General features: G+C 47.9%; 22 protein-coding genes. 18 read left to right on the top strand and 4 right to left on the bottom strand.

Annotation, left to right across the window (positions count from 1 at the left end; all coding sequences use genetic code 11):
• The first annotated feature begins 33 nt into the window (after nucleotides 1-33).
• Both pulA and MKY44_RS21765 read left to right on the top strand, forming a co-directional pair.
• A complete protein-coding gene (pulA, locus tag MKY44_RS21770; RefSeq protein ID WP_341008570.1) occupies nucleotides 34-2,910 on the top strand; it encodes a type I pullulanase in 2,877 nt (958 codons plus the stop codon).
• Between the two features lie 280 nt (nucleotides 2,911-3,190).
• On the top strand, nucleotides 3,191-3,820 hold the full coding sequence (locus MKY44_RS21765) for a 50S ribosomal protein L25 (RefSeq protein WP_076212356.1): 630 nt from the start codon (nucleotides 3,191-3,193) through the stop codon (nucleotides 3,818-3,820).
• 142 nt (nucleotides 3,821-3,962) lie between these two features.
• Here the strand turns inward: MKY44_RS21765 and MKY44_RS21760 are convergent, their stop codons facing one another.
• Nucleotides 3,963-5,735: a sensor histidine kinase gene (locus MKY44_RS21760; protein ID WP_341008569.1), complete on the bottom strand. Its 1,773-nt coding sequence runs from the start codon at nucleotides 5,733-5,735 to the stop codon at nucleotides 3,963-3,965.
• Between the two features lie 3 nt (nucleotides 5,736-5,738).
• Complete coding sequence (locus tag MKY44_RS21755; RefSeq protein WP_339789517.1) at nucleotides 5,739-6,479, bottom strand: response regulator transcription factor; 741 nt, start codon at nucleotides 6,477-6,479, stop codon at nucleotides 5,739-5,741.
• 379 nt (nucleotides 6,480-6,858) lie between these two features.
• Here MKY44_RS21755 and MKY44_RS21750 point away from each other — a divergent pair, with 379 nt between their 5' ends.
• From MKY44_RS21750 to MKY44_RS21705, 10 genes are all read left to right on the top strand, one after another.
• Nucleotides 6,859-7,863: an ABC transporter ATP-binding protein gene (locus MKY44_RS21750; RefSeq protein WP_340967403.1), complete on the top strand. Its 1,005-nt coding sequence runs from the start codon at nucleotides 6,859-6,861 to the stop codon at nucleotides 7,861-7,863.
• Entirely contained in the window at nucleotides 7,860-8,858 is a 999-nt protein-coding gene (locus MKY44_RS21745) for an ABC transporter ATP-binding protein (RefSeq protein WP_341008568.1), read from the top strand. Before MKY44_RS21750 ends, MKY44_RS21745 begins: the two co-directional genes overlap by 4 nt.
• Nucleotides 8,859-8,880: 22 nt before the next feature.
• Nucleotides 8,881-9,831, top strand: coding sequence for an ABC transporter permease (locus MKY44_RS21740; RefSeq protein WP_253440055.1), 951 nt, complete (start codon nucleotides 8,881-8,883; stop codon nucleotides 9,829-9,831).
• Between the two features lie 50 nt (nucleotides 9,832-9,881).
• Nucleotides 9,882-10,781, top strand: a complete 900-nt coding sequence (opp4C, locus tag MKY44_RS21735; protein WP_341008567.1) for an oligopeptide ABC transporter permease — start codon at nucleotides 9,882-9,884, stop codon at nucleotides 10,779-10,781.
• Nucleotides 10,782-10,839: 58 nt separating this feature from the next.
• Nucleotides 10,840-12,489, top strand: coding sequence for an ABC transporter substrate-binding protein (locus MKY44_RS21730; protein WP_341008566.1), 1,650 nt, complete (start codon nucleotides 10,840-10,842; stop codon nucleotides 12,487-12,489).
• 39 nt (nucleotides 12,490-12,528) lie between these two features.
• Nucleotides 12,529-13,512, top strand: a complete 984-nt coding sequence (locus MKY44_RS21725) for an ABC transporter ATP-binding protein (RefSeq protein WP_341008565.1) — start codon at nucleotides 12,529-12,531, stop codon at nucleotides 13,510-13,512.
• 95 nt (nucleotides 13,513-13,607) lie between these two features.
• A complete protein-coding gene (locus tag MKY44_RS21720) occupies nucleotides 13,608-15,086 on the top strand; it encodes a M20 family metallopeptidase (protein ID WP_341008564.1) in 1,479 nt (492 codons plus the stop codon).
• A 267-nt stretch (nucleotides 15,087-15,353) separates the two neighbouring features.
• On the top strand, nucleotides 15,354-15,923 hold the full coding sequence (locus MKY44_RS21715) for a hypothetical protein (RefSeq protein WP_341008563.1): 570 nt from the start codon (nucleotides 15,354-15,356) through the stop codon (nucleotides 15,921-15,923).
• A gap of 275 nt (nucleotides 15,924-16,198) precedes the next feature.
• Nucleotides 16,199-17,170 (top strand): helix-turn-helix transcriptional regulator, encoded by a 972-nt coding sequence (locus tag MKY44_RS21710; protein ID WP_341008562.1) that lies wholly within the window; start codon nucleotides 16,199-16,201, stop codon nucleotides 17,168-17,170.
• 42 nt (nucleotides 17,171-17,212) lie between these two features.
• Nucleotides 17,213-17,575, top strand: coding sequence for an HIRAN domain-containing protein (locus tag MKY44_RS21705; protein ID WP_341008561.1), 363 nt, complete (start codon nucleotides 17,213-17,215; stop codon nucleotides 17,573-17,575).
• 56 nt (nucleotides 17,576-17,631) lie between these two features.
• On the opposite strand, the gene MKY44_RS21700 is transcribed toward MKY44_RS21705, so the two are convergent.
• The gene (locus MKY44_RS21700) at nucleotides 17,632-18,735 is read right to left on the bottom strand and encodes a glycosyltransferase family 4 protein (protein ID WP_341008560.1); all 1,104 of its coding nucleotides are present in this window, start codon (nucleotides 18,733-18,735) and stop codon (nucleotides 17,632-17,634) included.
• A gap of 215 nt (nucleotides 18,736-18,950) precedes the next feature.
• Between MKY44_RS21700 and MKY44_RS21695 the strand changes: the two genes are divergently transcribed.
• The 6 genes from MKY44_RS21695 to msrA all read left to right on the top strand — a co-directional run bounded on the left by MKY44_RS21695 (nucleotide 18,951) and on the right by msrA (nucleotide 24,890).
• Nucleotides 18,951-19,262 carry a DUF3817 domain-containing protein gene (locus tag MKY44_RS21695; RefSeq protein ID WP_036617062.1) on the top strand — a complete coding sequence of 104 codons (312 nt, stop codon included), beginning with the start codon at nucleotides 18,951-18,953 and terminating at the stop codon, nucleotides 19,260-19,262.
• Nucleotides 19,263-19,539: 277 nt separating this feature from the next.
• Complete coding sequence (locus MKY44_RS21690; RefSeq protein WP_036617064.1) at nucleotides 19,540-20,358, top strand: TerC family protein; 819 nt, start codon at nucleotides 19,540-19,542, stop codon at nucleotides 20,356-20,358.
• 503 nt (nucleotides 20,359-20,861) lie between these two features.
• Nucleotides 20,862-22,325 carry an RtcB family protein gene (locus tag MKY44_RS21685; protein ID WP_341008559.1) on the top strand — a complete coding sequence of 488 codons (1,464 nt, stop codon included), beginning with the start codon at nucleotides 20,862-20,864 and terminating at the stop codon, nucleotides 22,323-22,325.
• Nucleotides 22,325-23,629: an ATP-binding protein gene (locus tag MKY44_RS21680; protein WP_341008558.1), complete on the top strand. Its 1,305-nt coding sequence runs from the start codon at nucleotides 22,325-22,327 to the stop codon at nucleotides 23,627-23,629. Before MKY44_RS21685 ends, MKY44_RS21680 begins: the two co-directional genes overlap by 1 nt.
• 309 nt (nucleotides 23,630-23,938) lie before the next feature.
• Nucleotides 23,939-24,196: a GlsB/YeaQ/YmgE family stress response membrane protein gene (locus MKY44_RS21675; RefSeq protein ID WP_017686880.1), complete on the top strand. Its 258-nt coding sequence runs from the start codon at nucleotides 23,939-23,941 to the stop codon at nucleotides 24,194-24,196.
• 178 nt (nucleotides 24,197-24,374) lie between these two features.
• Entirely contained in the window at nucleotides 24,375-24,890 is a 516-nt protein-coding gene (gene msrA / locus MKY44_RS21670; protein WP_341008557.1) for a peptide-methionine (S)-S-oxide reductase MsrA, read from the top strand.
• A gap of 77 nt (nucleotides 24,891-24,967) precedes the next feature.
• On the opposite strand, the gene MKY44_RS21665 is transcribed toward msrA, so the two are convergent.
• Entirely contained in the window at nucleotides 24,968-26,239 is a 1,272-nt protein-coding gene (locus MKY44_RS21665; protein WP_341008556.1) for a hypothetical protein, read from the bottom strand.
• Between the last annotated feature and the right edge of the window lie 13 nt (nucleotides 26,240-26,252).

The raw sequence follows: 26,252 nt of genomic DNA, 5'->3' as shown, positions 1-26,252 counted from the left end.
ACGAAAACAATGGATATAAAGGCGGTGGGAACGATGCCGGAATGGACTTCTTTTCGTTACGAAGGCAACGATCTTGGCTTAACATATACTCGTGCTGCAAGTACTTTTAAATTGTGGGCACCTACGGCACAACGGGTTTATATATTGGTTTTTGACGATGAAGGTCATTACAACGATAGTGGCAAAGTACAAGATCATGAAGGTGGACAGGAACATACTCTGACGCGCGATGCGGACGGAATATGGAGCCTGAAGCTCAGCGGCGATTGGGCAGGACATTATTATATGTACCGCATTATCCATGATGATCAGCGGATTGAAGTGGTTGTTGATCCTTATGCCAGAGCGGTAACGGCTAATGGGCAACGAACGGCTATTATAGATCCAGAGACCACCAATCCGGTTGATTGGGACCTGGATGTCAAACCTGCTTTTCTGCGTCCTGTCGATGCCGTGTTATATGAGTTGCATGTCCGTGATTTCTCCTCGGACCCACATGCAGATATTCCGTATAAGGGAAAATATCTGGCATTCACGGCATCCGGTCTGACGGATAGAGCAGGCAATAGTATTGGCGTAGACCATCTTGCCGAACTGGGAGTCACTCATGTACATCTTCTGCCTGTGGCGGATTATCAGACGGTGAATGAACTCGCTACAGCAGATGTGGGTTCAAATGTCAGAGCACCATACAACTGGGGGTATGATCCCCAGCATTATAACGTTCCCGAAGGTTCCTACGCTACCGACCCTCGTGATCCTGCAGTTCGAATTCGGGAGCTCAAAACTCTCGTTCAATCGCTGCACAGACAAGGCATTCGCGTTGTACTTGATGTTGTCTATAATCACACGTATAGCGTGGAAGAGGGACCTTTTGAACGGATTGTACCAGGCTATTATTACCGTTATCGGGAGGATGGCACCCTCAGTAATGGTTCTGGTGTAGGCAATGAATTGGCGACAGAACGTCCAATGGTGCGAAAATATATTCTGGATTCTCTCCGATATTGGGCAGAAGAATATCATGTGGACGGATTTCGTTTTGACCTTATGGCCCTGATTGATACGGAAACGATGAATGAATTGACACGTGAATTGCGGGAGCAGATCGATCCGGCGTTTCTGATCTATGGGGAACCCTGGATGGGTGGAGACTCACCTTTGGACCGTAAAACATTAAAAGGAACCCAGCGAGGTCAGGGGTTTGCAGTATTTAATGATCATTTTCGCAGTGCAATCAAGGGTGATAGTGATGGCAGTGGCAGAGGGTTTGTCACGGGTGCCGGAGGGCAGGAATATGAGCTTATTAGGGGATTGGCAGGAGCATTGGATGATTTCACATCTTCACCTGTGGAAGTTGTCAATTATGTAACTGCCCATGACAATCTCAATCTGTGGGATAAAATTGCGACAACAATGAACCTTAGGCATGAATTAGGATTTCCCGTATGGAAGGACGGACAGCCCGTGGGTGGTGGGAGTGCTGAGTCCGCTGTAAAAGCTGCAGATCCTTATCGATATGTGGATGCAGATGATGTTTTGAATCATGAGATGGTTCGTCGCTCTTTACTGTCTTCCGGCATTCTGCTTACTTCTCAGGGAATTCCGTTTCTGCATTCAGGGGATGAGATGCTCAGATCCAAAGCCGGTGATCATAACAGTTATCGGAGCGGGGATGCGGTGAACGCCATCACATGGGCCAACAAATCACGCTTCAGACCGGTGTTCGACTACTATCGTGGTCTTATTCATTTGCGGCGCACACATCCCGCTTTTCGTATGATTGATGCTGAACAGGTACGAAATCACCTACGTGTTATTCGTGCGGATGGCAATGTAGTTGCCTTTATACTTCATGATGGTGCGAATAAGGACACCTGGAATCAGATTATGGTCATCTATAACGGAACGGAGCACCAACAGCATGTCGACCTGGGTGAAGGGGACTGGCATGTCGTAGTCAATGATCATCAGGCTGGCACAGACGTGATCGAGACTGTTCGTGGTACTGCTCAGGTAGAACGATGGTCTTTAATGGTACTGTATGATACAGAGCATGCTGGAGGCGCTGAACCATCAACAGTGGAGATTAGTTTTCCTCGCCAGGTATATAGTCCACAGGAGACCACTCAACTGCGAGCGATCGTACGGGACAGCATTGGCAATGTGGTCGAAAAAGCTCCAGTTACCTGGACTTCTTCTCATCCGGATATTATTCAGATCCAGCCTGATGGAACAATCCATGCACTGGAACGGGGGGAATCTTCGATTACAGTCCACTGTGGGGACATAACGGCAAGCTGTATGTTACAAGTGGATTATCGTCATGCTGAACGAATTGAAATTGTGGGCGAACCTGTCATGTACATGACTCGAATCAGTCGCTTCCGTGCCTTGGCTCTGGATCAATTTGGTCAGCCGCTTCAGGATTCGAATATACGCTGGAGCTCTTCTCATCCAGAACTTGCAGCGGTGAGTGCAGCAGGGATCGTACGTGCGATGACACCTGGTGTAACCCATATTATTGCTGAAGCTGGAGGAATCCGGGCAACGCTTGCGGTGACGATTCATAAACAGATTTCGCGAACCGTCACGCTTCGATACGAACGGGAAGACCAACATTATGAAGGTTGGGATGTCTGGGTATGGGGCACAGGTATGGAGGACGGAGCAGTACGGCTGGAACAAGTCGGAAATGTCGCCGAAGCCCGCTTCCGCGTTGCTCCGGGTCTGCATCATCTGGGATTGATCATTCGATTGAACGAATGGGAAGCTAAAGATACGTGCGGAGACCGTTACGTGGACATTGTACCTGAAGATGGGGATGTGCACATTATTGTCCGTAGCGGATCAGACGAGATGCAGATCATTCGTGAAAGCGAAAAAACGGAGGATCGTGATAGCGCATAGTTTCTTAATTTATAACGTCGAACGTAGTTCGTCAAAACCTTGTTAAATCAGCAGTTGGAAGAGATTCCGACTGCTTTTTTGGTCTGATTATAAGCCGCATAACTTGCCAAAAAATAATTAATTGTCCTGTTTCGTGTTTGAGATCCTCTATCATTGGGGTAAATATAGATATGGCCCACGATTCGGCCAAAGGAAAAAAGACCATTATGGTCTATGAGATAAGCCTCAGCGCTTTCCAACAAATATAATGTAGTGATCCCTTGAAGGAGGATGTTCAATCATGAAATCCAACGGAAAAATGGCTCAACTTACAGCAACGCCAAGAACGGAAAAGAAAGGTGCAGCACTGCGCCTGTTAAGACAAGGCGGACGAGTTCCCGCAGTCGTTTACGGCCCGGGACTTGAAGGTGCTTCAATACATGTAGATGAAAAAGAAATGCTGAAAGTGGCACGCACAGGCCGCTCCGAAATGTTCAACCTGAATGTTGAGGGCGGTAAAACGGTTCCGGTGCTGATCAAGGATCAGCAAGAGCGTAACGGACGTTTGCTGCATGTAGACTTCCTGCAAATTTCCAAGAACAAGCCGATCAGCGTAAGTGTATCGATCGACTTCCAGGGTACAGCGGCCGGCTCGAAAGCTGGCGGTGTATTCCAGACACAGGAGACACAGCTGGAAGTAGAAGGATTGCCTGCAGATCTGCCAACGTCCATTGAGGTGGATGTCAGCGGATTGGATATTGGCGATCGCTTGACTGCTGCGGATATCAAACTGGACAAAGGTTTGACACTCATAACATCACCTGAGTCCATCATTGCGTCCGTCATGCCGCCACAAGCGGCTGAGGAAGAGCCAACAGCTTCTGCTGAGGAAGCTGAACCGGCAGCTGAAGAAAAAGCTACAGAAGAATAAGCGAAGCTCAGGGATCTTATCAGATCCCATGCTTAGCCGAAGCCCAGTCCTAGTGACTGGGCTTTTTAAATTTCCAGGACAAACATCTGGAAGTGAAAAACATGTGAAAAATATTGTAACACCCCAGCCACCAATCCACGAACTAACTGATTGGAAGCGTAATGTAAATTAGCGTTCCCCAGCCGGGCTTGCTCTTGATGCGAAGCTCACTTTTATGACCGTAAGCAAGCTGAATTCTTCTCTGTGTATTAATAAGGCCGATGTGGTTTGCATCCGTCGAATCACTAAACAACCTCGTGCGAAGCTCGACCATTCGCTCCTCCGATATACCGTTGCCGTTGTCAATGATGGCCAAGCGGAGGGAATTGCCACAACGCTGAATCTTGATCTTGACTGCCAGCTTCTGATCCGAACGACTCAAGCCATGCTGTAGGCTGTTCTCGATCAATGGCTGGAAGATCAGCTTGGGCACATGGTACTTCTCTAGCTCCGCGTCATACTCCCACCAAATGTAAAATCGCTCCCCATATCTTGTTTTCTGTATCGCTGTGTAGCTCTTCGTATTGGCGATCTCCACGTTAAGCGGCACAAGTCCATTTTGCCCGTCCAGGGAGTACCGCAGAATATCGGACAAATGCTCCACGATGCTCGTTAGCTCATTCGGCCCTTCTGTATAACCTGCTGCCTTCCAATGTATCGTCTCCAGCGTATTATAGAGAAAATGAGGGTTGAGCTGCGATTGTAGGGCGGCGAACTGGGCGGCTTGCGTTTTATACTGGCTCTCTGAAAGTTGAACGCGCATATAGTTGTGCTCGATAAAATTTTGAAGCAAACTGCGGATGATTTGGCTGTGAACGCTGTTACCCTTTGTGCGGTGTAAAGGGAGCGGCTTTCCTTGTTCTGCTGCGCCGAGAATGGACATGATGATCTTAAGGTCCAAATAATTCTTCTTCGTCAAATGAAAGGCTAGCAGAAGCGCTGCGAGCAACGCCATGATCATCAGCACAGCCCCGATGCGAAGCAGGCGATTAAGCGCGGTGTACAGGGTTTGCTTTGGAGTGACGGAGATGAATACCCAGTCATAGGTCTTGGAGTAAATCATATTGATCAAGGCCTCGTCATTCGGAGTTTGTGTCGTAATAAAGTTGCTTTTACTTGAAATAACCTGTTCCAATTCCTCGGGACTTAGCTCGTACCGGGCGTTATTGCGGAATATAACAGAGCCCTGTTGATCGACAACGGCGAGCAGTTGCCCTTTTGCTGTAGAGAGATCGTTCAATCTGCGTTCAATATACTCCCGTTTGATATTAAGGACGATAACACCGCGAGTGTCATCTGACACCTTGAAATTGCGATACATGGTAATGACATCTGCATATTCAATCTCTTCGTTCAGATTATAGCGCGGAACCGCCCGGCTTTCCGTCCAGATTGCTTCGTGATGCTCATGCTTTAGATAGCTGTCGTACCATAAGTGGTCTGGATCCTCTCCAAGCTCGATGAAGCCTCCGGTAACGGATGAAATGTAGCGCTGGTTGTCGTTATTTAGAAAAATATAGATGGAATCAATATAGGGGCTGGCAATGGAGGGTGAATCGATAAAATTTTTTAAGACCGCCAGTTGTTGGTAATCCTCTGCCGATGGCAGGGGCTTGTTCAGCATACCCTTGAGGTTCATGAACTGGGTCGTGCTGGCGATGATATGCAGGTTCAGGGAGTTCTGTTCATTGAACAGAAGTTCAATGTTCTCCTTGGTCTGCTTAAGCATGTTCATGTTGTTGTTGTTAATTCCGTGAACGACGTACTGCTGAATCAGGAAGGCGGACAGAGCACCGAGAACGAGGAGAGGGATCAGCATGGGCAATAGGAAGGTCAACAGGTTCTTGATGAAAAAGCGGACGGTGGTCGTGATCATAAGTTATTCCTCGTTCCGATATTCTCTGGGAGTCATGCCGAAAAAGCTCCGGAACATTCGCGTGAAATTCTTTGCGTTACTGTACCCGACGATTTCGCTGATCTCGTACGTCTTGCAGTAGGTAGTCTTCAGAAGTACGGCCGCATGTTGCATGCGAAGCTTCGTCACATAATCCGAGAAGTTCTCGCCGGTCTTGGTCTTGAAGTATTTGCTTAAATAGAAGGGGTTAAGAAAAACATGCTTTGCGGCGTTCTCCAGGGTGGCGGCGGACAAGTTATCCTGCAAGTAAATCTTAACCTTCTCGATGGTCTGGTCCGCCAGGCCGCTCTCTGCGGTTGATGCAGAGAGGGGAGGGGCAGGCATTTTTGCATTGTCCATTTCGCTTCGGAGATGTCCGAACACTTCGGCGATTTCCGTGTATTTAGTAGGTTTTGTCAAATATCTCTTGACTCCATACTGTACGGCCAACTGCGCGTATTCGAATTCCTTGAAGCCGCTTAGAAGAACAACCTTGACCTCCGAGCCTTGTCGATATAGCCGTTCTGCTACATCAATGCCCGACAAGGAGGGCATGCGGATGTCACAGAGAAGCACATCCACAGGCTGCTCCTGGATAAAGGCGAGTGCAGCCTCACCGTCGCACGCTTGCCCGACAACTTGATAACCGAATTCATGCCATGGGAAATAGTTACTTAGACCGTTGCGAATTTCGCTCTCGTCATCGGTGATTAGAAGATTGTACACGGCCCACACTCCCTTCTTTTTTTATTAATTCTTAAAATTTGATACCTTTCTGGTCTTACGGAGGCATGGATGCCAAGAAATGATTCCAAAAGCTAATGTAAAGTGTCTTTAATTAATCGTCATATTGAAGTTAAATAAAGTTACAAGAAGAGATACATGATTGAAATGTTAGGGGGCGTTCGCAAGAAAATAAATCTTATATTTGAAATATAGCATAAGTGTCCTATGAAAAATATGTAGTTTTCCCCAAGAAAAAAGAGGAAAAAGTGTGGGATTTCACAGGTGACTTCATAATAGGATTTTAGGATGTTTTTTATATGTCAATAAACATAACATTAAACTGCTTAGCGGCATACCAAATATTGAGGCAAAGGAGGGGCTGCGCATGCTACTAGAGCTTAAGGACGTAAGGACCGTTTTCAAAACGGAAAAAGGGGAAGTCACTTCGGTGGACCGGGTCAGCCTTAAGCTGGAGAAGGGGGAAACCATCGGTATCGTCGGCGAATCGGGCTGCGGTAAGAGTGTCACTTCTCTCTCGATCATGAGGCTGCTCGGCAAGAACGGCAGCATCAGGGAGGGGGAAATACGGTTCATGGACAAGGATCTCGCGAAGCTGCCTGAGGCCGAGTTGCGCCTGATTCGCGGCGGAGATATTGCGATGATCTTTCAGGAACCGATGACCTCACTCAATCCAGTGTTCACTATTGGGAATCAATTGACGGAAGCCATCCGGCTACATACCGAATTGAGAGGCAAGGCTGCTGAAAGATACGCAGTCGAAATGCTTGAAAAGGTCGGCATCCCCCGTCCTGAAGCGATTATGAAGAGCTACCCACACTCTCTATCCGGGGGAATGAGACAGCGGGTGATGATCGCAATGGCACTTTCCTGTAAGCCGAAGCTACTCATCGCCGATGAGCCTACGACCGCACTGGACGTGACGATTCAGGCACAGATTCTGAATCTGATGAAGGAGCTCCGCGAAGAGATGGGTGCCTCGATCATGCTCATCACCCATGATCTCGGCGTTGTTGCGGAGATGGCGGACAAGGTTGTGGTCATGTACGCCGGTCAGGTGGTCGAGGAAACGGACGTGTTTACCCTGTTTGAGAAGCCGCTTCATCCTTACACGCAAGGATTGATGAGATCCATTCCCCACATTGAAACTGATGCCGATGAGATGCTGACCTCCATCCCGGGTGCGGTGCCTCCACTTACCAACATGCCGAAGGGCTGCCGATTCCATACTCGCTGCGAGTTTGCCGCAGGGAAATGTCTTTCCGAAGCGCCGAAGCTGCTTCCGGTTCAGGAGGGACATCAAGTGCGCTGCTGGATGTCACAGGATCCCGGTGCCTGGAAGACGCGAGAGGAGGGGGTCATATGACGCTTGCGGAACGCAGAGTGGCCCGAGAACCTCTGCTTAAAATCAAAGGCTTAAAGACGTACTACCCCATCAAACGAGGATTGTTATCCCGTACAGTCGGGAATGTCAAAGCAGTGGACGACATTTCGCTGGAGCTGTACCAAGGAGAGACGCTAGGACTTGTTGGGGAGTCGGGTTGTGGCAAGTCGACCATCGGCCGGAGCATCATTCGACTCGAGAATCCAACGGCCGGCCGAATCTGGTTCGAAGGGCAAGAAATTACGACAAGCAAAATGTCGGACCTCCGCGGGGAACGAACGAAAATGCAGATGATTTTTCAGGACCCCTACTCCTCTCTTAATCCCCGGATGCGGGTGCAGGAGCTGCTGGCCGAGCCGATGCGGGTGCATGGTCTGGCCAGTGGAGCAGAGCTAGAGGCAAGAATAGATACCCTTCTGGATACGGTTGGCATTCCCCGCAGTTACAAGCAGAGATTCCCTCATGAATTCTCAGGCGGCCAGCGGCAACGCATCGGCATCGCCCGCGCACTCTCCATGAACCCGAAACTCATTGTGTGCGATGAGCCAGTATCCGCGCTCGACGTCTCCATTCAGGCACAGATCTTGAACCTGTTGAAGGAGCTGCAGCGGGAGCTCGGACTCACCTATTTGTTCATCGCTCATGGTCTAGGGGCGGTTAAGTACATCAGTACCCGCATCGCTGTTATGTACCTTGGCAAGGTGGTTGAGATCGGAACGAAGGAACGGATCTTTGCGAGTCCGCGCCATCCGTATACCCAAGCTTTGCTCAATGCTTATCCGGTACCGGATCCCCGCAAGCGCGGACAGGAGCGAATCGTTCTTCAGGGAGATGTGCCAAGTCCCGCTAGTCCGCCGTCAGGCTGCCGGTTTCATACCCGTTGTCCGTTCGTTCAAGCAAAGTGCAAGGAGGAGGAGCCTCTTCTGCAAGGAGGAGAACACGCAGCGGCTTGTCATTATCCATTGACTACAGGATAAATCGCAAGAGAGGAGAGAGAGCATGTTTACTTACGTCATTCGCCGCATTCTGATTGCGATTCCCGTCTTGTTTGGTATTACGATTATCAATTTTGTCATCATCAACCTTGCGCCGGGTAACCCGATCGACATGTACATGACACCGGACACACCTCCGGAGCTGCTTGAGCTGCGTAAGGAGCAGCTTGGATTGAACGATCCGATCATCATTCAATATTTCAAATGGCTAGGGCAACTGCTGTCCGGCAATCTCGGATACTCTTTCAGCACAAGCGAATCCGTAATTTCGCTCATCGGTGAGCGTCTGGGGCAGACGGTGCTGCTCGGCATCTGTGCTCTGCTTATTGGCCTTTTGATCGCGCTGCCGATCGGTATTATGAGCGCTGTCCGGCAAAACTCGAAATTTGACTATCTCATGACTGGACTATCGTTTGTCGGAACCTCGATTCCCCAGTTTTTCCTTGGTCTCGTGTGCATTTATATTTTCGCTGTTCAACTGGGCTGGCTTCCCGTCGGCGGAACGGAGGATCTTGGTGGAGGAGGAGGGTTAGGCGACCGAATCAGTCATTTAGTACTTCCTTCCATAGCACTAGCCGTCGGTATTGCGGGACGCAAAGTGCGTTATATCCGGGCCAGCATGCTGGATGTACTGAAGCAGGATTACCTGCGAACAGCGCGAGCCAAGGGGCTCAAAGAGTTTTATGTCACCAACAAGCATGCGCTACGCAACGCTCTGATTCCGATCATTACCGTCGTCGGAATGGAAATCCCGATGCTCTTCGGGGGAGCCGTCATTGTTGAGCAGTTGTTTCAATGGCCGGGCATCGGTCAGTTGACCATCCAATCGATCATGTCCCGCGACTATTCCACCATCATGGGCCTTAATCTGGTCGCTGCCATCATTGTGCTGGCCGCCAATCTGCTCACGGATATTTTCTACTCGGTAGCCGATCCTCGCATCCAATATCATTAAATTAAGGCTTATTGCTGTGAAACGAACACGAATGAGAGGAGGCGGACTCGATGTCTGCTGTACAAACCCCAGTCGCCGGAGGAGTCATTCTTCCCATTCAACAAGAAGAGCCCGAGGGTGTCTTCCGGCAAATGGCCCGGCGTTTCCTGAAACATCGGCTGGCCGTCGCCGGTCTTGTCGTTACCTTGCTGCTTATCCTCATCGCCATCTTTGCCCCGTGGCTCTCCCCGCATAGCCCTTATGCGGTAACCGCCGAATTTTCTGCCGCGCCTTCATCTTCCCATTGGCTTGGAACTGACCAGGTGGGAAGGGACGTGCTGTCCCGTCTGCTATACGCGACGAGAGTCGCTGTCACGGTTGGGTTCGGAACGGTCGCTCTGTATGTGACGTTCGGAACGATCATCGGTCTTTGGTCTGCTTATGTTGGTGGCTGGGTCGACATGATGGTCATGAGAATTACCGATATGTTTATGGCATTCCCCTACATGATGGTTATTCTCGTTGTCGTTAGTGTGCTTGGACCAACGCTTTGGACGCTCGTACTTGTTCTTGCTCTGTTTTCCTGGCCGTCCATCGCCCGACTTGTCCGGGGGAGTGTATTGACGCTCAAGCAAATGGATTACATTAAAGCCGTAGTCGCCCTGGGGCTCAGTACGCCGCGCATTGTCTTCCGTCACATCCTGCCGAACGCGCTGGCACCGATCATCGTAAATGCGACCTTTGGTGTTGCGGCGGCAATCATGGCGGAGTCAGGGCTGAGTTTCCTAGGCATGGGCGTACAGCCGCCGACCGCCAGTTGGGGCAATATGCTGACGGACGCTCAATCCATTAGCGTCATGACCGACCAGCCCTGGCTTTGGCTGCCTCCCGGAATCATGATTCTGGTGACGGTGCTCGCCATCAACTTCGTAGGTGACGGGCTGCGCGACGCACTCGACCCTAAACAATAAACCACAATGCATCTCTCAAATATGGCATTCAAAAAGATAATCAGGTGGAGGAGATCAGATGAAAAGGGTGCGTAAAGTTTGGATTTGCGGAGTACTGACATTATTAATGGTATTGGTCGCGGCCTGCGGTTCGAATTCTGGCAGCAATAAAACAACGTCTCCGGGATCGGATGGCGAGAGCGCTTCTGCTTCCGGAGGCTCCGGTCAGCCTCTTTATATCGGTCTTGTGAATCCGGTGACAACATTCGATGTCTTCAATCTGGACAATGCAGGTGTTTTCGTTAACTCGTTGATGAGCGATACGCTTGTTGCGATGAACAGCGAATATGGATTCGATCCGAAGCTTGCTGAATCAATCGAAACGACGGACAACCGGAACTTCACCATCAAGCTGAACAAGAATGCTAAGTGGAGTGACGGGGAATCGTTCACGGCGGACGACGTTGAGTTCACATTCCGGATGTTCACGGACGTTAACGTGAAGACACTCCTCAACATGACGTTTGTCACTGGACTGAACGAAGCCGGTAAGAGAGAGGATGGGCAAACGGAGCTGGGATTTTATGAGAAGGTTGATGATTACACTTTTGTTATCAAAACGAAAAACCCGATGGAGACGAATCAATTCAAGAGTCAATTCGGCACGTACTTCCGCTTTTTGCCAGAGCATATGTTGAAAGATGTAGCCCCGGTGGACCTGAACAAAAATGAATTTATGATGAATCCTACGGTCACCAACGGGGCCTACAAGTTCGTCAAATTCGCCAAGGACCAGTACGTTCAGCTGACCGCGAACGAGCAATATTACGAAGGTGCGCCAAATATCAAGAATATTTACATCAAGATGATGCCGGCGACAAATCTGGCAGCGCAGCTCCAGACAGGGGACATACAGTTGACTTCTCCGGGTGTAGGTCTTATTCCGGTGCAGGATTTTGACAAGGTAGCCAATATGGCGAATGTGACTACGGGCTACGGCGATGCGAACAATCCGAACATTATGTTCATCAATTCGAAGAAGTTCCCGGATTCAAAAGTGCGGCAAGCAATCGCTTATGCCATGAACCGCCAGCTTATTGTAGATCAATTGCTCAAAGGGCAAGGCGAACTCGTGGATGGCATGCTCGGCCAAAACCACCCTTACTACAATAAGGAAATACCACTGTATGGCTACGATCCGGAGAAAGCGAAAGCACTGTTGGAGGAAGCGGGCTGGGACTTCAATCAGACGATTGAATTCGTCGTTCCGACAGGTAACAAGATCCGTGAACAAGCTTCTGACATCATTGCGGAGAATCTGAAAGCAGTCGGTCTGAAGGTACAAGTGACAAAGCTTGATTTTCCGACAACCTATCAAAGAGCACTTAAGCACGATTACGACTTGACGATAATTAATCTCGGATTCATTCTCGATCCGAACTCCGTGCTAGGGCTGTTCAAGACAGGAGTCAGCTTCAATATCGCAGACTATTCGAGCGCCGAAGTCGACGAGCTGCTGGTCCAAGGAGCGGAGGAGCTGGAGCCATCCAAGCGTTTCGAGATTTATAAGCAGGTTCAGCAAATCCTGCACGACGATGTTCCGGTTATCGCTCTGTTCGCTGACAAGCAAATGTATGCTGCGGCCAAAAATCTAGACCTTGGCAAAGGCCTTGAGACCAGTACAGTCGGCCTGACGAACAATGTCGCCAAGTGGACGTTCAATCCATGATCGAATAACGACTAGCTTCGGTTCAGGGAGGAGCTGTAGATGCCAGGTTTGAAAAAGGAGAGACCACCTTTGCTGAGCGTAGAAAGTCTCAAGACCTATTATCCGATCCGGCAGGGCATTTTCTCTCAGGTCACAGAATACGTCAAGGCGGTCGACGGAGTCAGCTTCTCGATTCGCGAAGGAGAAACGCTCGGTCTCGTCGGAGAATCGGGCTGTGGTAAGTCGAGTGTCGGTCGCACGCTGCTTCAACTAGAGACTCCTTATGAAGGAAGGGTTCTCTATGCGGGCCGGGAATTGGCAGAACTCGGCAAGAGGGAACTTCGCCGAACCCGGGCGAGCATAGGGGTGATTTTCCAAGACCCATACTCCTCGCTTAACCCCCAGATGAGGATCAGTGATATTCTGGCAGAGCCTCTGCTAGCGCACCGACTCGAGAGCCGTTCGTCTGTTCGGGATCGGGTGGATATGCTGCTTGAAACAGTCGGAATTTCGAAAGAAGACAAAAGTCGTTATCCTTATGAATTTTCAGGAGGACAGCGACAGCGAATTGGCATTGCGAGAGCTTTGTCCCTAAACCCCAGGCTGATCGTGTGTGACGAGCCTGTTTCCGCTCTTGACGTCTCTATCCAGGCACAGATTCTGAATCTCCTGAAAAAGCTCCAGAAGGAGGAGGGGCTCGCTTATCTATTCATCGGACACGGTCTCGGCGCCGTCCGCTATATCAGTGATCGAATAGCGGTTATGTATCTGGGAAAGATCGTGGAGATTGCGAGCCGGGAGAAACTGTTCAGGGTGCCGAAGCATCCCTATACGAACGCCTTGCTAAGTGCAAATCCGGTAACAGATCCCAGGCTTCGTTTGCAGAAGCGGATTATCATCCAAGGGGATGTGCCAAATCCGGTTCGCCCGCCAGGTGGCTGTCGTTTCCATACGCGCTGTCCGATCGCCAAAGCAATCTGTCGCGAATTTGAGCCGGAGCTCAAAGGTCACGATCATGCCGTTGCCTGCTTCGCATTTGATTGACCGATAGCCGGTACTCAAAGTATGTACTGCATCTGTTGCATCCTTTGCCTGTGAATAATGAAGATTAGCCAAAATGAAGGAGAGAGGTGTTTAGCATGAATGAGAAGATCATTGAAGAGGTTACTGCGTATATCGAAGGGAAGAGAGATTTATTTATTGATGTAAGTGACTCGATCTGGGGCTTCGCTGAGACGCGATTCGAAGAGTTTGAGTCAGCAGATTTGCTCTGCAAGGAATTGGAACGTGAAGGGTTTTCCGTTGAGAGAGGCGTTGCCGGACTCGCCACTGGCTTTATAGGCAGCTTCGGGAACGGTTCCCCGATCATTGCAATTCTTGGTGAGTTTGACGCCTTGGCCAGCCTTAGCCAGCAAGCGGGGGCAGCGGTATTCAATCCTGTTGTGCCAGGGACAAATGGACATGGATGCGGGCATAATTTGCTCGGAGCAGGATCTCTTGCGGCTGCCTTTGCGGTCAAGAATTATTTGCAGGAGCATCAAATCTCCGGCACGGTTCGCTACTATGGCTGTCCGGCTGAAGAGAGTGGATCCGGTAAAGCCTACATGGCCAGATCAGGCTTGTTTCAGGATGTCGACGTCGCTTTTTGCTGGCATCCTGCCACGATGAACGTTGTCATGCATATGTCCTCTCTTGCCAATCTACATGTGCACTTCAAATTCGCAGGCCGCAGTGCCCACGCGGCAGCCACGCCCCATCTCGGACGAAGCGCGCTGGACGCAGTCGAGCTGATGAACGTGGGAGTGAACTACTTGCGTGAGCATATGATTTCGGATGCCCGAATCCACTATGCCGTGACGAATACAGGCGGCTTCGCACCCAATGTTGTTCAGGCGGAAGCAGAAGTGAATTATTTGGTTAGGGCGCCGAAGTCCTCCCAGGTGGCTGACCTGTTCGAACGGGTTCTCGATGTTGCTCGTGGAGCGGCTCTGATGACGGGAACCAAGATGTCATATCACTATGAAGGTGGAGCGTCCAATCTCATTCCGAATGCGACCCTGGAAGGCAAAATGCACGAGTTCCTTAGTGGGCTGGAGCTTCCCGTGTATACGGAGGATGAATTGGCCTTTGCCCAAGAGATCTTTGCTGTGATCCCGGATGAGGATAAGACGAGTGCATCGCGGCAAAATGGCAAGGGGGTTCATGACATGCTTTCGGCTAGCCCTCTTGCGAGCTTCGTTGCTCCACTTATGGAGACAATGCGCGTTATGCCGGCGTCGACGGACGTTGGAGACGTCAGTTGGAATGTGCCAACTGCGCAATGCGGCACGGCGACCTGGGCTTACGCGACGCCAATCCATGCCTGGCAGACCGTTGCGCAGGGCAAAAGCGGCTATGCCCACAAAGGCATGCTGCTCGCGGGGAAGGCGATGGCGTGCACTGCCATTGCAGCGCTGCTCGATCCTGTGCTCATCGAGATGGCAAAGGCTGAACTGAAGGAAAGGCTGGACGGAGAGTCATACGTTAGTCCGTTCCCCGATGAGGTGATGCCTCCGAATCTTTCATTTTCTCAAAGTACTGGCGGAGCAGCAACTGAACAAATAACGATTAATGTGTAATTCCCACCCAAAAGAATATAGAGAATGACAATGGCAGAGAAAGACCATCGAAGCAAAATAAAGCTTCGGGCACCAAAGGAGCAAGTCAGCGGCTGGCCAGCCGCTGGTTAAACCGAAGCTAAACGTACTGCCATCCGACGCAACTCTGGAGAGAGCGAATAATCCACCAGAGGGGTAACAACGGTCGGAGCTGCTGGACGCTGCGGAAAAAGTGCATGGAAAGTGAGAATATACTACAATAAACCTGAACATAGGCTTGATCAAGTGATGAGAACCAGTGCAGATGAAGTCAAAGGAAAAGAAAGTGGGTTTATTTCAATGTTTGACCCAACGGTGTATGACAATCTGAAAGTCGGGTTTGAGAATTATCTCTATGATATGGATAACCTGGACGAACGTATTCAGATTACAGGGCGTAAAGATCGGCTGGAGATGGCAGTGATGTCCAGAGAGTTCACATTACAGTTCTGTCTTAGGGATCGCCCGGAAGTAACAGGGGAAGTTGTATTAAGCAGTTCCCTTGAGGAGCTTGCAGCGGAGATCCTAGAGACGCCTGGTGCGAATCCGGGTTGCCGCTTGGAACTACGTTTTAGTATGGTTGTGAAGGACCCTGAGAAACAGTGCCCGGTTATTCGTCCGATCTTACAGAAGAGCTGGCCTGAGCAGAGGATGTGCCAGAACATCCGATATATCTTTGATGAACAGCCAATCATGTATAACGTCACGGCTCACGTTTATTTTGACCGCAGTGTGAATGAAGACCAGATGGGGGACATTGCTGAACTCTGTGAGCATATGGCGAATGTGATGAATCAATTATTACAGTTGCATAACTAGTAATTCCGAGAAAAGCCTTGTCTCTTTGTAGAGATCAGGGCTTTTTTTGTATTATTTTTAGAAAATTGTATAGGCTTTCAGGCTTAGGTTTAAGGTCTTTTAGGTTAATGTTTTACGCAAGCAAGTAAGAGAATGTATATTAAAAGGGGGTAAGAGTGCAATTGGACTATACAAAAATGGTGAAATTGCGAAAATAATATTGGGACTAAAGATTTAGTTCTGTACTAAAGGAACTAGTTTTCCTTGCCGATAAAATATCGAAGGGGAGAAACTACATGACAGAGAAATTAATTCGTCTGCTGCGTATACTTCAGGCTATACAAGCAAATCCTGGAATTTCGGCCAAGGAGTTGGCGCTGAAATGCGGTACGACTGTACGCACGATTTATCGTGATCTCCGGATTTTGGATAGGGTCGCCCCGATTATGAATGAAGGATATGGCAAGGGTTACCGATTTATTGGTGAGTTTGCGATGTATCCATTAGATTTTACTGAACAGGAAGCAATGGTTTTCTCCATGCTTCCGTCCGTAGTTGATACCTCCAAGTTACCTGCTGAGTTCGATTCAGCTTTTGACAAGGTCATGTCGGCTCATACCAAATTAAAATCAAGAAACAGTGACATTGTAGAGAATATTGCGGGAATTATTCGGATGGGCACGCCAGCTTATCGTGAGGAAGGAAAAGATCCTAATTTGCTGATTCCCATCATCGAAGCTATTCTAAGCCAGCAAACCATTCGTACTCAATATCATACGCTGACAAGAAATGAGATCACAGTCCGGGATATCGATCCCTATTATCTCATTCCACGTGATCAACGTTTTTATTTGATTGGATACTGCCATTTGCTGCAAAAAGTTCGATTGTTTCGGATCAGCCGTTTTTTGGATGTGACACGAACAAATGCCGGTTTCGACATGGGTGATTTCAACATAACTCAGTACATGAAGAACACATGGTCTATTGACCGTGGCGACGAAAATATTCATTTCAAGGTAAGATTCTCTGAGAAAGTGGCCCCCTACATAAAAGAAGAAGAAATGTTTGTTCGCCCGCGAATGACGAATATGTCGGATGGGGGATTGTTATTTGAAGTGACACTGAATAGCAGCAGAGAATTTTTGAAATGGTTGTATCAATTTGGGCCCGAGGCAGAGGTACTTGAACCTCGTGAGTTTCGTAGAGAGATACGCAGGCAACTTGTCGAGTGGTTGGAACATTATGAAACCGATGTATCATTGTGAAAATTTTAATCATGGAGAAATACAGGAAAAGGAGCAGGTAATATGAGCACCAAATTATTCGCAGCTATGTATGGGATGGACCACTACCATGGAGTACAGGCTTTACATGTGGGGGATACCGTGTATCTCGTCAAAGATCCAGATAATCGTTTGGATCATCAAGCAATTAAGGTTGTTATTCCCCCGATTGGAGCCGTAGGTTATATCGTTAATGATCCACTGGTCGTACCTCATGGATGTTGGACCGGGACGGCATTCTATGATGTATTTCATCAACTAACGTGTGCCAAAGTACGATTCATGATGAGAGATATGGTTATTATGGAGTTAATTGAGATGAGTCATGTTCCTGTTCCGCAGATGGATTCTTTGATTAAGGGATGGCAATTTCGTGAAAAAGCTTGATCATCTTAAAGCGTGTGTTCATTTTTGTTAAAATGATCATCCTAGCAGAAGAAGGCTCATTTACGGATGAGCCTGGTATAGGTCGCTTCCAGATGCATGGCTGTTCTTGCCCAACTGAAATATGCCCTTGCGCTGTCTCGGCCAGCCTTCCCTAACTTCTCGGCAAAAGTGTGATTGCTTGCAAGTTTGTACAGGTAAGAGGCGAAACGTTGGGGACGCTTATAAGCGGTGACAAGGTATCCATTGATACCTGATTCAATAATCTCACGAATACCTCCGTTATCCGAAGCAATGACGGGTAATCCTGAAGCCATCGCCTCAACATTAACCAGGCCAAAAGCTTCATGTTCTTGAGACGGACAGACCAGACAATCGACTGCCCGATACAACTGATCAATATGCTCATGGTTTATCTGACCACGGAAGGAAACATGGACTTTTTGTTTTTGGGCAAGTTCGCGAAGTTTACGCATGTAATACGGAGGTCCTTTGCCTGCAACAACCAGTTGAACAGGCATCTGTTGCTGAAGGAGGGCAGTCGCACGAATTAAAACGTCTACACCTTTTCCAGGGATCAGCCTGCCGACATACAGAATAGAGAATGGTTTAGTTACTCCAAATTGTGTACGTAGATGAATCTGTTCTTCGCTGGATTCAACAGGCCTGAAGCGGCTTAGATCTGCACCCAATGGAACAACACTCATTCGGTGTTTTACCAACGGAAATCTGCGGCCTAACCTTTGTCGCAAAGAATGACTGTTGACGGCAATCCAATCAGCTTTTTTCATTAATGTGAGTTTGGAAGGCCCGGGCTGAGCAAACGTTAATGAGTGAAGATAGAGTACAACGGGAGTGCGTGGAAAAGCTCGTTTGATGGTAGCCATACTGCGTGGCCTGTTATCCACTTGAATTACATCGTAGGGTTGTTGGGATAACAAACGTATGACTGCTTTGGTGTACATGACAGGACTCGACGCAGGGACGCGTTGAATGGTGATACCGTCGATCTGTTCTGTGGCGGCGAGACCTTGCATTTGACGACTTATAATGGTCACCTGATGGCGATGGGCTAGTTCACGAGCGATGCCCAGGATACAGATTTCCACGGAACCATTACCGGGCAAAGGCAATTTCTCGGGTGCAACCATAGCTATTTTCATGATCCGGCTCCTTCTTGTCCGACATCTGTAACAATCTTCGTCATATATCTTATGAGAAGTTGAAGCATTTGGCTCCTGCGAAATGGTAGGTGAGCCAACCATATAAGCGTGCAGGAATAATCTGCTACATGGCATTAAGCGAGATATTCAGCTTTTGTGATATACTGTACGGGAACAATTGAATTCGTTACATGTATAAAAGCAGGAGGAAAATAATGTTACATTCTACGCTGGGGCGCTTCCGGCTAATGTTGTGGTTGCAGGGCATTTCGTACGTGTTGTTACTGTTTGTTGCTTTTCCGTTGAGAGATGCCGGGGTTATGCCGCAGGCTGTCACATGGTTTGGGAATCTGTACGGTTTTTTGTTTTTAATGTATTTGTTATTTATGGTGACTATGTACACCTCACAGAAATGGCGTCTGCGCCGTCCAATTGCTCTGTTCTTTGTTTCTTTCATTCCACTGGGGAATATGATCTACGATGTTGTCGTATTCCGTAAGTTGTATCGTCAGCTAAATAAAGCTTGACTTTATTTAACGTTATGAAATATGATGAGTACAGGTTAAACAACCCGTTCCAACTAAAACTACATATTCCTGTTAAAGGGGAGTAGCTTTTACAGTAAAGTCGTCAATTCGGGATCATATCCCCGGCTTTATTGGCAGCAATTTTGTTGTTAGCGAGACCTTTACCAAGTTTTCATGCTCGGTAAAGGTCTCTTTTTGTGGATATAAAAGGACCTTACCAGTGATGGTAAAGGTCCTTTTTTTTGTACATCATAAGAATATTAAGGAGGAGTCAATTTTGGATGTTTCATTATTATTAGAATATGGGTGGGTGCTTGCTGTCTTAGTGGTCCTTGAAGGATTACTCGCAGCAGATAATGCATTGGTACTCGCAATCATGGTTAAACACTTGCCTGAAGATAAGCGCAAAAAAGCGTTGTTCTATGGTCTGATGGGTGCATTTGTTTTCCGTTTAGGTTCGTTGTTCCTGATCTCTTTCCTCGTTGATGTATGGCAGGTGCAAGCGATCGGTGCCCTGTATCTCCTGTACATTTCGATTAACCATATCGTTAAAAAGATACTGGGTAGTCGCAATAAGACAGATGAAGCAGCTGATTCAACGCCTAAGAAACCGAAAAAACAATCCGGTTTCTGGATGACCGTTTTCAAGGTCGAAGTAGCGGATATCGCATTTGCAGTTGATTCCATTCTGGCTGCTGTTGCTTTGGCCGTGGCGTTGCCACCAAGTGGATTGCCTCCAATTGGCGGACTCGACGGTGGACAGTTTATCGTTATCTTCCTCGGTGGATTCATCGGGCTTGTGATCATGCGTTTTGCAGCCTCATACTTTGTGAAATTGCTTCATTCCCGTCCAGGACTTGAAGTTGCGGCATTTGTAATCGTAGGTTGGGTAGGGGTTAAGCTGGCAGTTATTACACTCGCACACCCTTCATTGGGTGTTCTGGATGAGCATTTCCCGGAAAATAAAATTTGGAAATTCGGATTCTATATTGTACTGATCACCATTGCGGTATGTGGTTGGTTCCTGTCTTCCAAAGTTCCTGAAAAAGAAGACGAAAATCCGGTTGAAGAGTTGGAAAAACAAGCAGGACTGTAATAATCATGTTACGCTAACAACATCATTATTATTTGGAAAACAGGAGATTGTCCCTAGGACAATCTCCTGTTTTTGTTTACATATGCAATCTACACCATGGACCAATTTCCAAGAAAAGGGTTGACACATGAATTCTAGTCCCCTTAATATAAGACTAACATTAACGAAGGGAGGCCGAGAGACATGATGCTTGGTTATGATTTGATTCAAACAGGGCGCAACGTAGACACAATAGCATATCCGGCTCATCGTTTCATTGGCCTCATACGGTCGACATAGGGGATAGGCATATCGTTTAGCGGTTTTTATAATCGATATGCGTTCTTCGCTTATATTTTAGCGATGGATGACAGACACACAGCATGTTTATGCTGCTCTGTTCTCCGTTATTGTCATTCAGTAGAAGTCATGGGCGATTAGCCTATGGCTTTTTTTAGTTTTATTTTACAGATGAATCAGCAAACCGAATTTGCTGAATGTACAGGAAGGAATAATACACTTTTATGAATACAGAATTTAATTTATTTACTAATCCAAATGAAATCGCAGGTGGCTACCGGCATGAAGTAAAATTGCCTGCAGGCGACCTAACCGTATATGCGGCGCAACAGCTCTTCTCCTCGCTCGATTACAAGGTATTCGAGATGGCAAACAATAATCTGCAAATTCCGGGAATTTCTTATATGAGTTACACACCGGACGTGCATGTCGGTGTAGGTACCTGCATTGGAACGACAGCCGTGTGGGATGCGCAGAGCGGCTACGTATCTCCCTCCATCGTGGGCAGTGACATCGGCTGTGGCATGCGAGTGCATATGACAAACTTGCATAAGGACGAATTGAAAGACATCAAGCTTCGCCGCAAACTCGTCAAGGCCATTGAGAAAGTATTGCCGATGGAGGCGAACCAGCGAGGTCATTACTCGGATATCAGACTGGAGCATATCGTTCGTAAAGGACTGCATGGTTTACCCAAAAAGTATATTCCGGACAGCTATACACCGAAAAAATCAACCTCGATGACACATGTGGAAAGCAGTAAATTCAGTTACGATGAGGATGTGTTAAATCACGTTCCTGATATGACATGGCATCGTTCGCATCGTCAGCTTGGGACACTGGGTGGAGGGAATCATTTTGCCGAGATCCAGGCGATTGAGATCGCTGAAGAGAATCGTGAAATCGCCGAAGCTTGGGGGTTATACGATGGACAGGTCGTGGTCATGATTCATTCCGGCTCTCGTGCATGGGGTGGTTATGTAAGCCAGACAAGTACGTCAGCGATTGCCAAAGTCATGCAGCGGCTTAACCTGGGTACATCCGATCCCAGACTGGTATTTGCTCCACTTGAGCATGCGGAAGGTCGTCATTATGTGAACATGATGTATTCTGCATTGAATTACGCTGTTGTCAATCGGCACCTGATTGCGTATGCTATTCGCGAAGCATTCCGGGATGTGTTTGGCTCCAAATGTGAATTTCGTACCTTATACGATCTGATGCATAACTATGCCTGGGAAGAATCTCACGCAGACCAAGGTTCCGTTTTTGTGCATCGCAAAGGGGCGACACGTGCGTTGCCGGCAGGTCATCCGGACAATCCAAAGCCTTATCTGGCAACAGGGCATCCGGCGCTTATTCCCGGTTCCATGGGAACTGCTTCATATATCATGGTAGGTCAGCCGCAGGGTGCTGATAATTATTATTCAATATGTCATGGTGCGGGTCGAATCCGTTCACGGACGGCAACAAAACGATTGATTAGCGTGGAAGATTTTGCTACGGCACTGGGTGTGGGTACAGAAGATGAGGTCGTGGTAAATCAACGCTCACTTGAATCCATTATTGATGAATCACCTCAGGCTTATAAGAATGTAGATGAAATTATAGACAGTGTTACCGGCGCAGGCCTGGCTCAAGTTGTAGCCAAATGTAAACCGCTTGTAGCGGTAAAGGGAGCGAAATAATGACAATAAACGAACAAAAAACAGATCCAACTCAAGCGATCTATACCTATGACGAACAACATGATACTCGGATTCGAGTGGAAGGGTACGCTATCTATTCAAGGCTGATTCGTGGAATCAGTGAGGCACTTCATCAGCGCTATGGAGTTGAGTACAAGCTTTATGCCAGTTCCGACCCGAACAATGAATACTGGGAGTTACTCCGGGAAGACCTGCAAAATGGCAGTGACGAAGTGGAATTGGTAGGCCGTATATTCGAAGATCTGGAGCTTCAGACCTTGCATTACGACGATGATGGAGATGTGCCTACTTATGGTGTGCATTACTCCATTCGCAATAACGTATTTGCTTATCCGAAATGGGGCGTAGCACTTGTGCGGGTTCCGTTTTTCCGAGAGAACGGGATCTACAGTGAAGACTTTGTCTTTGCCGTCGGTGATGAGGAGATGAAGCAATTTCTGGGAAGTGTCCGGGAACGGGAACGTCAGCAAAATATGAAAAAAGTAACGGTCTACACCGATGCCCGCAATGGCAGCGATCGTCATGTGGAATCCATCACTCGCTCCGTGGGAAGAGAGGATGTTGTTCTTTCGGCACAGATCAAGCAGGATATCTTCCGCTCGCTGGATCAGTTTTTCGAAGCGGATCGTTCCTTTTACAGAGATTATGATATCCCGTACAAACGGGGCATTTTATTGTATGGACATCCCGGAAACGGTAAGACCACATTGGTGAAATCCATTGCAGGAAGTATTCCGGGACCGGCTGCGTATTGGCAGATTACGGAGTATACCAACAGTGAATCGGTGCGTGAAGTGTTCGAGGCTGCCAAGCGGCTCGCACCGATGGTACTGATCATTGAGGACATCGATTCGATGCCGGATGAAGTCCGTTCCTTTTTCCTGAATACACTGGATGGAGCTACGTCAAAAGAAGGCATTTTCCTGATTGGGACAACGAATTATCCGGAGAAAATAGATCCTGGCCTCATGAACCGTGCTGGACGGTTTGACCGGGCTTATGAAATTCCGTTGCCAGATGAAGCGCTGCGCTTGCAATACTTGCGCCAACGAGGCTTCACCATATTTGCGGGTGAAGAAGGCACGATAGAAGCAGCTCGTTTGACCGACACGTTTTCTCTTGCACAGCTAGGTGAGTTGTATGTGAGTGCTGCGCTGGAATGGCATCAGAATGGACAGACAGACATTGTGAAAGTCATTCAGTCGATGCGTGGCGAGCTGGACAAGAGCCACAAACATACTTGGCTGGCGCAGCCAGGTAAGGGCCGTGCAGGCTTTTATTGATCAGACCTAACCCATCCATCCTATAATATGACGCAAATTTATAAATAATCCTACCTCAATTGGTGATACTAACCTTGTCTGCTCTAACATACAATGACTTTCGGGAGGTACATAACGCAGCCCTGAGCTGGTGAGATGCCGGAAAGTAACGCGATCTGTTTCCATACCTGACTAAGGCTTGTTTTACAGAGAAGGATGCATGGGGACAAAAGGTAATATGCAAAAATTTTTATGCCAATTGTTTAAATGCTTCTGTAGCGGTTAATAGTAGACAGACAACAACAAAAACTTTAATTAGAGGTGAATGATATGGGTTGGTTATGGTCATTAATTATCGGTGGTATCATTGGATGGTTGGCAGGTTTGATCGTTGGTCGTGACATTCCAGGTGGTGTTATTGGTAACATCATTGCTGGTTTTATCGGTGGATGGTTAGGTGGAGTAATCTTGGGCGATATGGGTCCTGAGATGGGCGGATTCTACATTGTACCTGCATTGATTGGTGCGATCGTTCTTGTAGCCATCGTAAGCTTGATCTTCCGTTCGATGGGACGTAGTCGCGGGTAACTTAATCAAGATAATTTCTTGAATTAGTTGTCAGCTAAATGCATTACCAATGAAGAGGTTGATTGAGAGCCATAACCATGGCTTTCAATCAACCTCTTGTTGTTTTAAAATATAAGAATGTATGCGTAACTTAGCATCAGTATTCTATAGATAGTTTCGATAAGAGGGGATGAACGGAATGGAAAAAGCTACATTCGCCGGTGGATGTTTCTGGTGTATGGTTACACCGTTTGAAGAACAACCGGGCATTCATGGCATTATATCAGGTTATGCTGGCGGTCACGTCGACAATCCAACATATGAGCAGGTCAAAACCGGGGAGACCGGTCATGTCGAAGTGGTTGAGATTAAATTTGATCCAGATGTATTCCCTTATGAACGACTGCTGGAGCTGTACTGGCCACAGATTGATCCGACGGATGACGGAGGCCAGTTCCAGGATCGGGGGACACAGTATCGTACGGCGATCTTTGTGCATAATGAACGTCAACGTGAGCTTGCTGAACAGTCCAAACAGGAACTTGCAGCCAGCGGTCGATTCAGTCAACCGATTGTTACGGAAATTCGCGATGCAGCTATATTCTATCCGGCTGAAGATTATCATCAGGATTACCACAAGAAAAACGAGAAACATTATAAGGAAGACCGTGCGTTATCCGGACGGGACGAATTTATAGACGAGAATTGGAAATAGGATGATTCTATCCTGCCAATGAATAAGCCGGGAGAGCTCCTTATGGAACTCTCCCGGCTTATTATTAGATCGAGTATTTATTTTGCAGAATTGGACTTCAGTACATATTTGGACAATGTCTCATTGTTCATGGAATAGATGACATCATCCACATAAGTAGAGACACCTTCTAATGAAGGAACCGAGGCACTGGTCGTGTAGATATGCACGTCTTCCAGCGTCTGTGGATCAAGAATGTATCCTGTTTTGGCAAAATCAAGCTGATACTGACCATCCTGTGTCTGGTCGACATGCATCAACGCAGGCTGTGCGTCCTTGAATGTACGCTCAGTCACTTTGCCTTTCATCGTGTACAGTTCCAGCTTCTGCCCTGTAAAGACTGTATAACCGTTGCCAGCCGTCTGAATGTAGGCACCACCAGCAATGGCACGTCCCCAAGCAAGCTTGCCATCGGTGCCAAAGCCCATCAGTCGGTTCCCGGTGTTCTCAAAATTGGCGCGCATAATGATGGAACCATCGTCGAGAATGGCCAGCGATTCACCGCCGCCATCTCCTAATGTATTTGCATTGGCAGGGAATTGGTAGAAGGACAGACGATTCAACGTACGATCATAGATCTCTACTTTGGGATTCGCAGCTTGCTGCCAGAAGTTGCCTACCTTGGTTTGTTTACTGGCATCCACTACAATTCGACCATGGTCAGCCTTAAGCACGTTGCCGTTGATGTTTTTTTCAGTAATCAGCTTGCCCTTCTTGTCATATAACGAGATGGCTGAGCGAACCGAACCATTCGATTGCACACCCTGACTTGAAGCAACGATCAGCGTATCGTTATCCAGTAGGGATATGCTTGCAGGTGAATTCACCGTTTTGACCCAGTTGGTTTTACCGGATGTATTGAATGAGTACAATTTTTTGGTTTTGTCCGAATATTCCATATATACATAGGCTGTACCGTTGCTGGCATATACCGAATCGGAGTAGGTGGTGTAAGGACCACTTTTCTCATGGAATATCGTATTCCACTTCAATTGTCCAGTTGTAGCATCGAATGCCTGAAGGGAGTCCAGTTGCCAGTCCAGCGTTGTTTTGCTGCTTGTTTTGGTCACAGGCTGGGAGGCATGTACATATACAAGGTTTTTGGATGGCACGGCATTGATTCCCTTGATCAGGACATCTTTCTCTGTATTAGCCTCAGATAACATCAGGGAAGATGACGTCCACGCCGGTTTGGGCATGGATTCGGTTGAAGCAGCGGCGTAACCTGTTGTATTCATGGTGAAGAGGAGCATGCCGCTGAGAATGAGGGCAGCCCATGTTTTGGACTTGTGTTTGGTCAATGTATGCAAGTGATAAACCACC

This window comes from Paenibacillus sp. FSL R7-0026, assembly GCF_038004485.1.
Classification (GTDB): Bacteria; Bacillota; Bacilli; order Paenibacillales; family Paenibacillaceae; genus Paenibacillus; species Paenibacillus xylanexedens_A.
This window is presented reverse-complemented; position numbering and strand designations above follow the sequence as displayed.

Excerpts from the sequence above, each read along its gene's own strand:
- pulA (WP_341008570.1), top strand. The coding sequence starts at position 34 with ATGCCGGAATGGACTTCTTTTCGTTACGAAGGCAACGATCTTGGCTTA.
- MKY44_RS21765 (WP_076212356.1), top strand. The coding sequence starts at position 3,191 with ATGAAATCCAACGGAAAAATGGCTCAACTTACAGCAACGCCAAGAACG.
- MKY44_RS21760 (WP_341008569.1), bottom strand. The coding sequence starts at position 5,735 with ATGATCACGACCACCGTCCGCTTTTTCATCAAGAACCTGTTGACCTTC.
- MKY44_RS21745 (WP_341008568.1), top strand. The coding sequence starts at position 7,860 with ATGACGCTTGCGGAACGCAGAGTGGCCCGAGAACCTCTGCTTAAAATC.
- MKY44_RS21740 (WP_253440055.1), top strand. The coding sequence starts at position 8,881 with ATGTTTACTTACGTCATTCGCCGCATTCTGATTGCGATTCCCGTCTTG.
- opp4C (WP_341008567.1), top strand. The coding sequence starts at position 9,882 with ATGTCTGCTGTACAAACCCCAGTCGCCGGAGGAGTCATTCTTCCCATT.
- MKY44_RS21730 (WP_341008566.1), top strand. The coding sequence starts at position 10,840 with ATGAAAAGGGTGCGTAAAGTTTGGATTTGCGGAGTACTGACATTATTA.
- MKY44_RS21725 (WP_341008565.1), top strand. The coding sequence starts at position 12,529 with ATGCCAGGTTTGAAAAAGGAGAGACCACCTTTGCTGAGCGTAGAAAGT.
- MKY44_RS21720 (WP_341008564.1), top strand. The coding sequence starts at position 13,608 with ATGAATGAGAAGATCATTGAAGAGGTTACTGCGTATATCGAAGGGAAG.
- MKY44_RS21715 (WP_341008563.1), top strand. The coding sequence starts at position 15,354 with ATGAGAACCAGTGCAGATGAAGTCAAAGGAAAAGAAAGTGGGTTTATT.
- MKY44_RS21710 (WP_341008562.1), top strand. The coding sequence starts at position 16,199 with ATGACAGAGAAATTAATTCGTCTGCTGCGTATACTTCAGGCTATACAA.
- MKY44_RS21705 (WP_341008561.1), top strand. The coding sequence starts at position 17,213 with ATGAGCACCAAATTATTCGCAGCTATGTATGGGATGGACCACTACCAT.
- MKY44_RS21700 (WP_341008560.1), bottom strand. The coding sequence starts at position 18,735 with ATGAAAATAGCTATGGTTGCACCCGAGAAATTGCCTTTGCCCGGTAAT.
- MKY44_RS21695 (WP_036617062.1), top strand. The coding sequence starts at position 18,951 with ATGTTACATTCTACGCTGGGGCGCTTCCGGCTAATGTTGTGGTTGCAG.
- MKY44_RS21685 (WP_341008559.1), top strand. The coding sequence starts at position 20,862 with ATGAATACAGAATTTAATTTATTTACTAATCCAAATGAAATCGCAGGT.
- MKY44_RS21680 (WP_341008558.1), top strand. The coding sequence starts at position 22,325 with ATGACAATAAACGAACAAAAAACAGATCCAACTCAAGCGATCTATACC.
- MKY44_RS21675 (WP_017686880.1), top strand. The coding sequence starts at position 23,939 with ATGGGTTGGTTATGGTCATTAATTATCGGTGGTATCATTGGATGGTTG.
- msrA (WP_341008557.1), top strand. The coding sequence starts at position 24,375 with ATGGAAAAAGCTACATTCGCCGGTGGATGTTTCTGGTGTATGGTTACA.